At 46.0% G+C, this 13,341-nt stretch carries 10 protein-coding genes; 1 reads left to right on the top strand and 9 read right to left on the bottom strand.

The window, feature by feature from the left end; translation table 11 throughout:
* The 9 genes from gltB to E2K52_RS11235 form a co-directional block, all read right to left on the bottom strand.
* On the bottom strand, positions 1-2,767 hold a 2,767-nt coding region (gene gltB / locus E2K52_RS11275; RefSeq protein WP_171478849.1), incomplete at its 3' end, for a glutamate synthase large subunit.
* A gap of 628 nt (positions 2,768-3,395) precedes the next feature.
* Positions 3,396-4,247, bottom strand: coding sequence for a hypothetical protein (locus E2K52_RS11270; protein WP_151205186.1), 852 nt, complete (start codon positions 4,245-4,247; stop codon positions 3,396-3,398).
* A 6-nt stretch (positions 4,248-4,253) separates the two neighbouring features.
* Positions 4,254-5,339 (bottom strand): 3-dehydroquinate synthase, encoded by a 1,086-nt coding sequence (aroB, locus tag E2K52_RS11265; RefSeq protein WP_151205185.1) that lies wholly within the window; start codon positions 5,337-5,339, stop codon positions 4,254-4,256.
* 26 nt (positions 5,340-5,365) lie between these two features.
* Positions 5,366-5,902, bottom strand: a complete 537-nt coding sequence (aroK, locus tag E2K52_RS11260) for a shikimate kinase AroK (RefSeq protein WP_151205184.1) — start codon at positions 5,900-5,902, stop codon at positions 5,366-5,368.
* A gap of 36 nt (positions 5,903-5,938) precedes the next feature.
* Positions 5,939-8,110: a type IV pilus secretin PilQ family protein gene (pilQ, locus tag E2K52_RS11255; RefSeq protein WP_151205183.1), complete on the bottom strand. Its 2,172-nt coding sequence runs from the start codon at positions 8,108-8,110 to the stop codon at positions 5,939-5,941.
* A gap of 16 nt (positions 8,111-8,126) precedes the next feature.
* Positions 8,127-8,654 carry a pilus assembly protein PilP gene (locus E2K52_RS11250; RefSeq protein WP_151205182.1) on the bottom strand — a complete coding sequence of 176 codons (528 nt, stop codon included), beginning with the start codon at positions 8,652-8,654 and terminating at the stop codon, positions 8,127-8,129.
* Complete coding sequence (locus tag E2K52_RS11245) at positions 8,654-9,373, bottom strand: type 4a pilus biogenesis protein PilO (protein ID WP_151205181.1); 720 nt, start codon at positions 9,371-9,373, stop codon at positions 8,654-8,656. Before E2K52_RS11245 ends, E2K52_RS11250 begins: the two co-directional genes overlap by 1 nt.
* Positions 9,370-10,008, bottom strand: a complete 639-nt coding sequence (locus E2K52_RS11240) for a PilN domain-containing protein (RefSeq protein ID WP_151205180.1) — start codon at positions 10,006-10,008, stop codon at positions 9,370-9,372. The genes E2K52_RS11245 and E2K52_RS11240 overlap by 4 nt, the downstream gene beginning before the upstream one ends.
* Complete coding sequence (locus E2K52_RS11235) at positions 10,008-11,066, bottom strand: pilus assembly protein PilM (protein ID WP_151205179.1); 1,059 nt, start codon at positions 11,064-11,066, stop codon at positions 10,008-10,010. Before E2K52_RS11235 ends, E2K52_RS11240 begins: the two co-directional genes overlap by 1 nt.
* 166 nt (positions 11,067-11,232) lie before the next feature.
* On the opposite strand from E2K52_RS11235, the gene ponA reads away from it, so the two are divergent.
* Positions 11,233-13,341 (top strand): penicillin-binding protein PBP1a (gene ponA / locus E2K52_RS11230; RefSeq protein ID WP_227548236.1); only part of this gene is annotated, 2,109 nt, incomplete at its 3' end.

Genomic DNA, 13,341 nt, shown 5'->3' with positions numbered 1-13,341 from the left:
GGCCTGAGGCAATCTGCTTGATTTTCGAGTTACGAAGGGTGCCGTAACGCGCCGGATCTTCCCCCCCTTCGCCTGAATTGGAACGCCCGCCAATGGTGTTCATGGCAATCGCAATCGCTTCATGTGCTTCAGGAGACAAGGCTCCCAAAGACATACCGGCAGAGTCAAAACGCGGCAAGATCTCTTCGATAGATTCCACCTCATCCAATGCAATGGAATGCTCGGTTTTGAGTTTAAATAAATCACGAATGGTTGCCACTGGGCGGTTATTCACCAATTCAGCATAGGCTTTAAAATCCGCATAATTGCCCGAACGTACAGCTTTATGCAGCGAGTTAATCACATCCGGATTAAAGGCATGATATTCCTTGTTAAAAACAAATTTCAGCAAACCACCCTGATCGATTGGCTTACGTAATTTCCAGGCCATGTCCGCCAGTTTTTTCTGATCATTTTCAAGGTCTGTAAATGTGGCACCTTGAATCCGGCTAGGCACACCGGTAAAGCAGGTGTGTACCACTTCATCTGACAGGCCTACTGCTTCAAATAGCTGACCGCCGCGATAAGAGGCAACTGTTGAAATTCCCATTTTAGACAGGACTTTTAACAAGCCTTTTTCAATCCCTTTACGGAAATTGGCCTGTGCATGCAGAGGGTCGCCTAATAGCTCGCCTTTGGCAATCAGGTCATTGATCACATCATAGGCGAGATAGGGATAAATGGCGGTCGCGCCAAAGCCTAACAGTACAGCAAATTGATGCGGATCACGTGCCAAGCCAGTTTCGACAATAATGTTGGCATCGGTACGTAAACCGGCATTGATTAAATGATGATGGACCGCACCTGTGGCCATCAAAACATTCGCAGGCAGAAAACCGGGACGGATTTTTTTATCTGAAAGCAGCAACAAGGTTTTGCCATTACCAATCGCTCGCGCAGACTCTTCACAGATACGGGTGATGGCGGCGGCCAGACCCTCACCTTCAGCATAGTTCAGGTCGATATCTGCAATTTCATAGCCTGTACGACCCAGCGTACGAATCTGATGCATTTTCGAATTTGAAAGCACCGGACTGGAGATAATCAAGCGATCTGCATGTTCAGGACCCTGCTCAAACACATTTTGCTCACGCCCCAAACAGGTTTCCAAGGACATGACTATAGATTCACGTAATGGGTCGATGGGTGGATTGGTCACCTGCGCAAACTGCTGACGGAAGTAATCCGATACATGACGCACTTGACGAGACAACACTGCCATTGGCGTATCATCCCCCATTGAACCAACAGCTTCCTGACCGCTTTCTGCAATAGGACGAAGCAGTTGATCGCGCTCTTCAAAAGTCACCATGAACATTTTCTGTGCAGCTTTAAGCTCTTCGCCTTTTAAGCCCTGATCGCATAGATATTCTTCCAGTTCCGGGCTACCCTGCACACGCACTGAGTTTTCACGCAGCCACTCACGGTAAGGACGCATTTTTTTCAGGTGATTGCTGACATCTCTGGTATCGAGCATTTTTCCGGTGAAAGTATCAATCACCAGAATTTGCCCCGGACCGACTCGGCCTTTAGAAATCACATCTTCAGGCTCATAGCCCCAAACCCCGATTTCAGAGGCTAGGGTAATATAGCCATTTTTGGTGATCACCCAACGTGCAGGGCGCAAACCATTACGATCCAGCATACAGATCGCGTGACGGCCATCCTGAATGACCAGACCAGCCGGACCATCCCAGGCTTCCATGTGTTTTGAGTTGAATTCATAAAATGCACGCAGATCGGCATCTAAAGTTTCCACGTTCTGCCAGGCAGGTGGCACCAGCATGCGCAGGGCGCGGAACAGATCCATGCCACCACCGACCAGAATCTCCAGCATGTTGTCGAGGCTTGAAGAGTCTGAACCAGTGCGGTTTACAATCGGTGTCAGATCAGTTAGACCCGGTAAGAGCGGATTTTCGAATTTCGGGGTTCGCGCCATTGCCCAGTTACGGTTGGCAGTAATGGTATTAATTTCACCATTATGGGCAAGATAACGGAAGGGCTGCGCCAGAGGCCAGCGCGGTAAAGTGTTGGTCGAAAAACGCTGGTGGAACACCACAATATGAGAGGCCAAACGCTCATCGGCAAGGTCAAGATAAAACTGCGCAATATAAGCAGGCATCATCAAGCCTTTATAGCTAATGACGCTGGAACACAAGGTGGTCACATAAAATGCGGTATCATGACTCAACTGCTGCTCTGCACGACGACGCGCCAAGAACAGTTTGCGGTTGAACTCAACCTCCGTCACCCCCATCGGGCAATTGACCATAACCTGCTCAAATGCAGGCAAAGACTGCAGGGCAATTTCACCCAGCGCCTGATTATTGGTTGGAACCACACGCCAGGCCAGCACGCGGCAGCCTTCGGCCTCAATTTCTTTGCTGAGAATCTTTTTAGCATGTGCTGCAATTGCAGGATCCAGGCTTAAGAACACTGTACCGACAGCAAATATTTCACTGAGCGTGATATCACTAAGTTTTTTTGCTTCTTCACGAAAGAACTGCTTGGGCATCGCCAACAGCAAACCACAGCCATCTCCAGTCTTGCCATCTGCGGCGATCCCCCCACGGTGGGTCATGCAGCTCAGGCTATGCATCGCGGTCTTGACCAGATCATGGCTGGCCTCACCCTGCATATGGGCGATTAAACCGAAACCACAGTTATCTTTAAACTCATCCGGCTGATATAAACCTTGAGCGGGAGCTACAGTATTAGGCGATGGCATGTGCATAGCGTACCCTTCTTTCTCACGAAGCCAATAGGCGATTAAACAATTTAAACTCTTCTATGTGATGGCGTCCGGTCTGATCTGGAAAATAGCCTCTTTACAGCAATATTCAGGCTCTCTTATCTTTCCTCTACTCTCCTTTTAAACCGAATATAAGAAAAATAAAATTCATTTTGCTGATACAGGATATAAAAATGAGCCAGAAATATGACTATAGCACCCAGTTATTCAATGATCGTCATGCCAAAACAGGGAGATTCATTTCACTCACCCAGCAAGAAAGCAAATTGCATGCCAATTTTTAAGATATAAATTAAAAATTCATTAAAAACAAATAATTACTATATTTTTGCTATCCATAAAACAATAATGAGCCGATTCACATGTTTAAATAGATATTCTCTGTGGGAGGAGCAGCATGCACCGCAAGAGAATGAGGGTGGTATAAGCACCTCTCCCTCAACCTCTCCTGCAAGCAGGAAATGTCCCTGGTCTTGATCAAAAAGTGATTGATAAAAGTGCTCTAGAATGACTTATGAGAAAGAAGACAAAGCTATATATTTTTCGCACCAAAAATGTTCATTTTTGATTCTTGTCATCGCTTGGTGCGCTATTTTAGACCGGATTAGTTAAAGGGATCACGAATCTCGTTTTCCTGCGGTTGAGGACGTGGATTGGTTTCTGGGCGTGGCGCATTCTCGACGGCACTTTCTGATTTTTTCACATCGACCACCTTGCCAGATTCGTCACGGCGAACAACGGTTGTACTGGTTGTTGCAGTACCAGAGCCAGCTGAAGTTGTCGGTGATGCATCATTTTTGGGTCGGATGGATTCCTCTACTCTCGGTAAAGGCACATTTTTCAGGCGAATCTCGTACAGCTTTTGATTACTGTTCAGCTCTTCCGATCCCAGTCCATCCACCAGGCCGGCATAACGCTGCATCTGTACAACTTCAGGTTGCACCGATTTTGGTAGACTGAGGTTTAGGCTTGATAAGGCCTGGTTCGCTTCATTGGCTGTTTTATATAAACCATACAGCAATACGAACTGTTCAGGCTGATTCTCACCCGAAACACGCACATAAGTGAAAGGCTTACGGTCGCTCTGTTTTTTAAGAAAGCTTTTGAGAATGGCTTCCTGCCCTACCCGAAACAGTTCAATAGCATACTGTTTTTTGTTTTCACTGATATATTTACTGCCACGAAACTCAGGTTCATGGCTTGCTGTCACCACAATACGTGTATTTAGGTCTAAAGGTTTGACTTCATCCTGCAATGCACCAAGATGAGTCATAGAAGCCACCTTTTCGGGCTGAATCTGAACTTCTTCTTCAGATTTTGGCTGCTTTTGGATCTCTACCAGCTCCTCAGAATCAGTCATAGACCAAAAGATCAGCGCAGCAAGCAGGCAGCATATGCCACAGACCAGCCAGAAATAATGCTGAATCTTTTGCCAAGGGGTACCTAATGCTGCCATATCAATTTAAACCTGTGCCTGATTGGCTAAAATTGCCTGTTTCATTAACTCGACATCGAAGTCGCGGGTAATCACGGCATGTCCGAGCTGTTTCAATAATACCAGACGTAACTGGCCATTTAAGACTTTCTTATCATGGGCCATATAGGCCAGAAACTCATCCAGAGGAATTTTAGGACAAACGATTGGTAGTTTGGCACGAGAAATGATTTTTTTTGTACGCTGCAGATCTGCTGCTGAAATCCATCCCATGCGCTGTGACAGATCAGCCGCCATAACCATACCAGTTGCCACAGCCTCGCCATGCAGCCATTCACCATAGCCCAGATAAGATTCAATGGCATGACCAAAAGTATGGCCAAGATTCAGGAGCGCACGCTCACCCTGCTCTTTCTCATCATTGGCCACAATACGTGCTTTATGTGCACATGACCGATAGACGGCTTCGGCCAGCAATACGGCATCACCAGCCACCAAGGCTTCCATATGCTGCTCAAGCCATACTAAAAATGACTCATCACCCAAGAGCGCATATTTAATCACTTCAGCCAGTCCGGCAGACAGTTCACGCGCCGGCAAGGTCTTCAGTTGAGACATATCCGCGAGTACCACCTGAGGCTGCTGGAAAGCGCCAATCATATTTTTACCCAGCGGATGGTTGATCCCGGTTTTCCCCCCCACACTAGAGTCTACCTGAGACAGCAAGGTGGTCGGTACCTGAACAAAATAGACCCCGCGCTGGAAACAGGCCGAAGCAAAACCGGCCATATCACCGATCACCCCCCCTCCCAATGCCAAGACGGTACAATCGCGGTTAAATCCAGCTTCCAGCAAGGCATCAAAAATCAGGTTCAGGTGTTCAATGTTTTTGTATTTTTCACCATCAGGCAAAATACAGGTAGCCACCGTTTTACCTAACTGTTCGAGGGCTGCCTGATAATGCTGAAGATAAAGTGGTGCAATCGTTGCATTGCTCACAATCATCACCTGTTTGCCATGAAGATAAGGCGCAAGTAATTGCTGAGGATCGAGCTGACTGCCAATATAGATTGGATAACGACGATCACCGAGTTCTACGTATAAGGTTTGCATGATGGAACCACTTTATTCAACTAAACTTATTTTTTGGAAAGAATGAGATGTAAAATCCGCTGCGCCAAGTCGCGTGCAGCGCCTTGATTGGTCTCAATAATATAATCTGCCACTTCACGATATAACGGATCACGGACCGCCAGTAAGTCACGTAGCTTCTGTTCCGGATTTTCGACCTGAAGGAGTGGACGGTTTTTATCGCGATAGGTACGTTGTAGCTGAATTTCAACTGGAGTATAAAGATAAACAACGATTCCGCGCTGTTTCAGATAATTTCGATTTGGGGCTTGGGTAATTGCGCCACCACCGGTTGCAAGTACCAGTTGTGGCCTTGAGGTTAACTCATCAATGACCACAGTTTCACGACTTCGAAACCCCTGTTCACCCTCTTTTTCAAAGATCCAAGGAATCGTAGCACCTGTTTTCCGCTCAATTTCATGATCACTATCCAGAAATTCACGTCCTAACAATTCCGCCAGATGTCGTCCTACTGTTGTTTTACCGGCCCCCATTGGCCCTACCAAATAGATATTTGGCAGGGTTTCAAACTCTTTGCTTGGCAAGGAGTCACCTATTCATTTTGTTAAATTCAAAATATATTAATGATTTCTTGAAACACTGTCATTAACAATTCGAGGTGTAACAAAAATCAGTAGCTCGCGCTTGTTGTCCGATTTCAAATCTTTACGGAATAAACGCCCTAAATACGGAATATCTCCCAGGAATGGAACCTTGGTTTGTGCATTACGGGTTTCCTGCTCAAAAATACCGCCTAGTACTACTGTTTCTCCATCACCGACCAATACATTGGTATTGATCTGATTTTTGTTGATCGTTAACTGGCCTGTTGGCGTCGGGTTTCCTGGAGAGTCACTGGTGATATTCAGTTCCATTTGAACCTTACCATCTGGGGTAATACTTGGGGTCACATCCAGACTTAAGGTTGCATCAATAAACTCGGTAGTTGAAACCGCATTCGCACCGCCCCCTTCTGCAGACTGATAAGGAATCTGCGAACCGGACGTAACTATCGCTTTTTGCTTGTCTGCAGTCATGACTTTAGGTGTCGAGATAACTTCGCCATACCCATCCGCCTGCAGGGCAGAAAGCTCAAGGTCAAGCATAAAGTCAGATAAACTGATTAGGCCAAAAGCAATCCGGCTGGCGCCAGGGCTGGTGACTCCCAGGTCTACATTCAGGTTATCTGGTCGTTGAATATCATAAGTCCAGCGACCAGTTTCACTATCCAGTTCAGGTTCTCTAAGATCCCATATTGTAGTATCGCTCCCGCCCACCAGCAGGTGATTATTATTAGTAATCCCCTGTGACAGAATACCCCACTTCACACCCATTTCTTTGGTAAAGTCAGTCGTGGCGCGTACGATGCGCGCCTCCACCATCACCTGCTTGACTTGTACATCCAGCAGATCAACCAGGTTACGAATTTTGTCAATAAAAGCCTGAGTATCATTGACAATTAAAGTATTGGTACGGGCATCAATAGAAACAGAACCACGTGAACTCAGTAAGCTTTCCTTATCATCATTATTGCTCCCAGTGGAGCTGCCTGAATTGGATGACCCTTTATTTTGTGTGATCAGTTTTTCAATTTCTGCTGCTTTGGCATAACTGAGCTGCATATATTCCGTTTGAATGGGCGCCAATTTCACGCTTTGCGCTAAGGCTTTGGCTTCTTCTTCCTCAGCTTTGATCAATTCAGTAACCGGTGCAATCCAGATGACATTGCCATTACGGCGCTTATCCAGATTTTTGGTTTTCAGTACGATGTCCAGCGCCTGATCCCAAGGCACATCTTTCAAGCGCAAAGTAATATTTCCCTGCACACTGTCAGCTGCGACCATATTGATATCGGTAAAATCAGCCAGTAGCTGTAGCACACGACGTACCTCAATATCCTGGAAATCGAGCGAGATTTTCTTGCCCGTATAAGTCATTTCTTTGGGACGTAGCGGACTTTTGGCTTCAGGGCGCTTCAGGCTGATCGTCAGCCGGTTATCTGTCTGATAGGCCATATATTCATAACTTTCACCTGACTGGATGGTAATAACACCACTGCCATTCTGGTTAACAGCATCTACTGTCGACACAGGCGTAGCGAAATCATTCACATTCAAGCGACGCGTTAAATGCGCAGGAATCTTGCTTCCAAGAGTGCGCACAATGACTTTAGTGCCCTGCTGCTGTACATCTACCGGGGTATTACTGCCGGCCAGATCAATCACCACCTGGCCTTCACCTTGGGAACCACGCTGGAAACTGATATTACTAATGCCTTGGGCCACTTTCTGTTGTTCTATAACCGGCTGTACAGTTGCTAGCGAGCTGGCCGAATTAATTTTAAGAATAAAGGTGTTACCTTCAGTGCGCGTGGTGAACGCCCCTGCTTTGGCCAGGTTCACTGTCAAGCGCGCACGCTCAGCATCCGAGCTGACATCCACAGAATTAGCTTCAGCTGTAGCGACCGGAATATGGGCCTGTTTAAGATTTTGCTGGGCCTGATCAAAATCCAGAATGAGCCGGGAAGGAGATTCCAACTGATACGCTTGTGGTTGCGGTGGCAAACCATTGAACATGACCCGAATTTCTGTACCTTGTCCAGGAATCTGCATTGCGACCACATTGGTCAAGGCCACCTGTGCGCTTGCTGCCTGCATGACCGCAATCGCTACAGCCCCCATTGAAAACTGACGAAACACATGAGTCATTGTATTAGCATCCCCAAAAATAAATTCTTTCATACTCTTATTCATTTTTATTCCTTAAAACTTATGGCGCTGGTCCGATCAGAACCAGACTTCGTGGTCGTTCCACATACCCCTCACGACCATCTGGAATAATCTCAATCAAGTCAATCTGAGTGGGTGTAATATTAACCACCCGACCGTGATTCAGCCCCATATAACTGCCCCGCTGTATCCGCTCAATTTCGCCGTCTGGAGTTTGCATCAGAGCCAGAATCTGTCCTGCCTGATTTCTCATCGTCCCTTTCATGCTCAAGGTTTCCAGCGGATAGCTTTCCAATGGCTGTAATTGACGTGATAAATTTGGATAAACCCGCTTACCTGCCATAATTTTTAGTTCAGCTGCCAGTGAGCTTGGTAAAAAAGGGCTTTTCAGTGAATGGGCTGCATAGTTAAACGTTTCTACAGGCATAAAGTCTGGCGCAGGCTCAATCGGTAAAGGCGGCTGATTACGAATATTGGCCATTTCCTGATTGACCAGATCAATTCTGGATTCACAGCCTGCCAGTAAAAAACCAAGGGTCAAGGCCGATGTCATTTTAATGATATTCATTATTGAGCCCCCGTGGTACTGGCGTTATTCGTTGGTGATGAGGCATCATCACTATTCCCAACATAACGATAAGTCTTGGCTTTAACGATATAGTCAATCACAGGAATTTCAGATTTCTTTTCCTGGCTTTCAGTACCGCTAATAGTGAAATCATGCAGCGTTACAATCCGGGATAGACCGGCAATGCTGCTGACAAAAGAACCAAATGCGTGATAGTCCCCAGTGGCCTCAATAGCGATGGGCTGTTCAATAAAGAATTCTTGCTTAACTTCAGGCTCCAGACGAATATTTTTGAATTTTAAACCAGAGTTCACTCCACTCAGGTTAATATCTTCGACCAGTCCCGGAATTTCAGTTTCTTTAGGCAACTGTTCTAACTGCTGGTTAAAACGTGCTTCCATTTCCTGTAACTGAATCTGATACTGCTGCAAATTACGCAATTTAGATTCTTTTTCACGGAACTCATTGAGCAGGTTCTGTTCCTGTGCATTGGCCTGCGAAATCGATTCAATGGTGCTGCGAATCACAATAAAATACACCAGCATAAAAATCAGGACGATAATAAAAATCCAGCAGCTAATCTTGACCGATAAAGGCCAGCTACCGTAGTTATTCGGGTCCAGGGTATTAAACTGTTGAAAGAACTTTTCAACCGTCATTTTTTTTCTAGGAACAGCCACTGTCTCTTGGCTGAACTCATCAAATTCTTGATTACTCATGATGATGCTCCCGCTGCAGGACTAACTGGCTGTTGTTCTTCGGTCAGAACAGGCTGATTAATCTGATCCAGATCAACCGTTACCGTAAAACTTCCATAGGATTCTTCCACACGTGGAATAACCGAACTAGGCGCTTTTTCTTTTGAGGCTTCTGCCACCAGAAACGCATTCATAAACGCATTCCGGTACCAGGAGGAAGCTTCCAGATTACGTAATAATTCTGCAACCGTATTTGGGCTTTCAGCTTTACCTTCAATGGTAAATTTATCGCCACTACGCTGAAATTTGGTAATGTACATATTGCTTGGAGTGACCCGTACAATCTCATCAATCAGATGCACCGCAATTGGGCGCTGGGTCTGTAAGCCCTGAATCAGCTTCATGCGTTCCACAATGGCATTACGCTGTTCTTGCAAGCCCTCCAGAGCCTTCAGCTGCACATCCAGATTTTGGTTCGTACTGACAATTAGCTGATTGGCCTGCTCCTGATCCTGCAGCTTATGGTCATAGTAAAACCAGGTCGATCCTGCTGCTGCTAACCCCAGAAAAAGTGCCCCCACACAAATTGCCACAAATTCATTATTTCTTTTAACTCTTAGCTCATCACGCCAAGGAAGTAGGTTAATTCTTGCCATTAATCAAAACTCCTCAATGCCAAACCGCATGCAATCATGAGTGAGGACGCATCATTTTCAATTTTTTTAATATCGATTTGAGGAGCAAAGCCCATTTGTAAAAATGGATTTGCGATGGTGACCCGGTAGCCCAATTTCTGCTGTAACAATTTCGCCAGCCCCGGAATATTGGCATTCCCCCCTGCCAATAAAATATGATCAATTTCATTAAATTGTGAAGACGAAAAGAAGAACTGCAAGGAACGCGCAGCCTGTTGCACCACGGCATCCAGAAACGGCTCCAATACTTCGACATCATAATCATCCGGCAAGGCACGGTTTTTTTTGGCACGCCCGGCTTCCTCAAAAGACAATCCGTAACGATTCTGGATTTCCTGAGTCAGCTGTTTGCCACCGAACACCTGTTCACGGGTATAAATGATTTTATTATTTTGCATAACAGACAGGGTGGTCATGCTATGTCCGATATCCAGAATACCGACCGTATTGACCCCCATCGGCAAGGTGTCTGAAAATACCTTAAATGCATTCTCCAGCGCAAAGCTTTCGACATCGGCAATCTTGGGAGTTACTCCAGCGATTTGCAGCACTTCGGAACGTGTTTCGACATTCTCGATTCGGGTCGCAACCAAGAGCACATTGACCCGGTTTGGGTTCGCGAGACGATCCGGCAGGACTTCAAAATCCAGACTGGCTTCATCCAAAGGGAAGGGAATATATTGTTCAGCGTCTTCACGAATCTGAATTTCCCGTTCCTCATCAGACATATCAGCGTCCATTTCAATAGTTTTGGTAATCACCATTGAAGTTGGAATGGCAAAAGCGGCTTGATTAGATTGGAGATTGGCTAGATTAATCGCACGTGCCAGAGCATCTCCCACCGCTTCTGGATTTAAAATATTTTTTTCAACCACACTGCTTTCTGGTAAAGGAACCAGTGCATAGCTTTCTACCCAATAACGGCCACTTTTTACAGATAACTCTAACAACTTTACAGAAGTCGAACTAATATCAACCCCCATTAACCCCTTATTTGGCTTACGATATAATCTGCGCACCATCACTTTCCTATTATTTTTTTATCCCCAATAAAAATACAGCTTACCAACTGAGTACGCCTATAATTTTATATAGATACAATAACTCATCTAACAATATGCATATCTAAAGGATATACTGATCGCTCATTAGTTTGCCATTAGCTCTTATTAAAACTTACTTGTTATGAAAAAGCTATCTTGTTCAGGCCTTGTTCATCCATTTTTTTTGATCATTATTATTATAGCGATCTCAGTTCCGATGGGTTTCTATGGCATGTATCTCTATATTGCCCCATCTTTGCCTGAAATGTCCACACTGCAAAAGGCTCCCCTATTAAAGCCCCTGCAAGTTTTTAGTGCGGATAATGAGCTAATTGCCGAGTATGGCGGCAAACTTTCGGTTCCCGTGAAATATGAACAAATTCCACCTGAGTTTATTCATGCCTTTCTGGCGGCCGAAGATTCCAGCTTTTTTGAGCATAGCGGCATCAGTTTTAAAGGCCTGGGACGGGCACTCAGTGAAAGTGTAACGGGTTCCGATGTACAGACGGGCGGCTCCACCATCACTATGCAGGTTGCAAAGAATTATTATTTAAGCCCCGAACGTACTTTAAAGCGTAAGCTGACTGAAATTTTTCTGGCACGAAAAATTGAACAGAACCTGAAAAAAGAAGAAATTTTGACGTTATATGTCAATAAAATTTTCCTGGGTAAAAATGCTTATGGTATCGCGGCAGCTGCCAAAATTTACTATAACAAAAGTCTGGAAGAGCTTTCGACTGCCCAAATGGCAATGATTGCAGGTTTGCCCAAAGCACCTTCCCGTTATAACCCGGTCGCCAATCCCAAACGTGCTTTAGAGCGCCGCAACTGGATTTTGGGACGTATGCTGCAATTGGGTTATCTCAACCAGACGCAATACCAGGAAGCTATTGCCGAGCCAGTTAACCTGGATATGCCGGATCGCAGTACCCGTAACAAATTTCCCTATGTGGGCGAAATGGTCCGGGCAGAACTGGTCAGAAATCTGGGTGAGCAGGCTGTAGATTCCGGCTATAAAGTCTATACCACCATTCACAGCCAACGGCAGGCCTATGCCGAACAAGCTGTGCAAAATGGTTTGGAGGCGTATGATCGCCGTCATGGCTGGCGTGGAGCAGAAGCCCATGATCAGCCACTGAGCAATTTCCGTGCCTATGCCAATACTTTTCCTGCTCAGGTCACTCAGGTGCATAAGAATAGCTTTGAAGCCCTGATGCAGGATGGTACGACTGTGACTGTTCCCTGGTCAGGCATGTCTTGGGCGCGTCCCTATCGTAACGTCAACAGCGTGGGGGCTGCACCGAGCCGAGCGTCACAAGTTGTTCAAGTTAAAGATATTGTCCGTTTAAGACCTAATCAGGATAAAAGCTCCTGGTCCCTGGTGCAAATTCCGCAAGCACAGGGTCAGCTGATTGCAATCAACCCGAATAATGGCGCGATTGAAGCGGTGGTAGGCGGCTATAATTTTTATCAGTCCAAATTTAACCGGGCCATTCAAGGCTGGCGGCAACCTGGTTCGATCATTAAGCCCTTCGTTTATGCACTGGCTTTAGAACGTGGCATGACCCCACATACCATGGTGAATGATGCGCCAATCACTATTGGTAAATGGAGTCCACGTAACTCGGATGGCCGTTACCTAGGTATGATTCCATTACGCCGTGCACTTTATCTATCCCGTAATACCGTTTCGGTACGCCTGCTACAGTCAGTCGGTATTGAACGCACCCGGCAGCTGTTTATGGATTTTGGTCTGCAAGATAGCCAGATTCCGCGTAACTATACTATTGCACTCGGTACACCACAGGTTTTACCCATCCAGATGGCCACAGGCTATGCAACTTTTGCCAATGGCGGTTACCGCATTCAGCCCCATTTTATTACCCGTATTGAAGATGCGCATGGCAATACCATTTTTATGGCCAAACCTGAATATGCCTGCATTTCATGTCTTAATACCAAGGCAGACGCTCCTGCTTCGGCTGAAGTGATCACGCCTGATGATGAAGCTATTGAGCTGAATAATGCAGCACTGGAAAAGAAAACCGTAGCACCACAGATTTCAGCTGAAGCCAGCAACTATCGTCAGGCACAGCGTATTTTAAAATCCAGCTCGGCCTATGGCTTTATTTCCGGCCACCAGCGCCTTGTCTGCACGCCAGACCTCTTCAAGTTCGCTATATTCTTTCTCGACCGTTTCAATCTGTTGGGTCAGATGCTGGATCTCGGCTTTCGCGCCACTATCCTCATC

This window comes from Acinetobacter sp. RF14B, from assembly GCF_006864105.1.
Taxonomy (GTDB): domain Bacteria; phylum Pseudomonadota; class Gammaproteobacteria; order Pseudomonadales; family Moraxellaceae; genus Acinetobacter; species Acinetobacter lwoffii_C.
The sequence above is the reverse complement of the archived record's forward strand: the minus strand, read 5'-3'. Positions and strand labels throughout refer to the sequence as shown.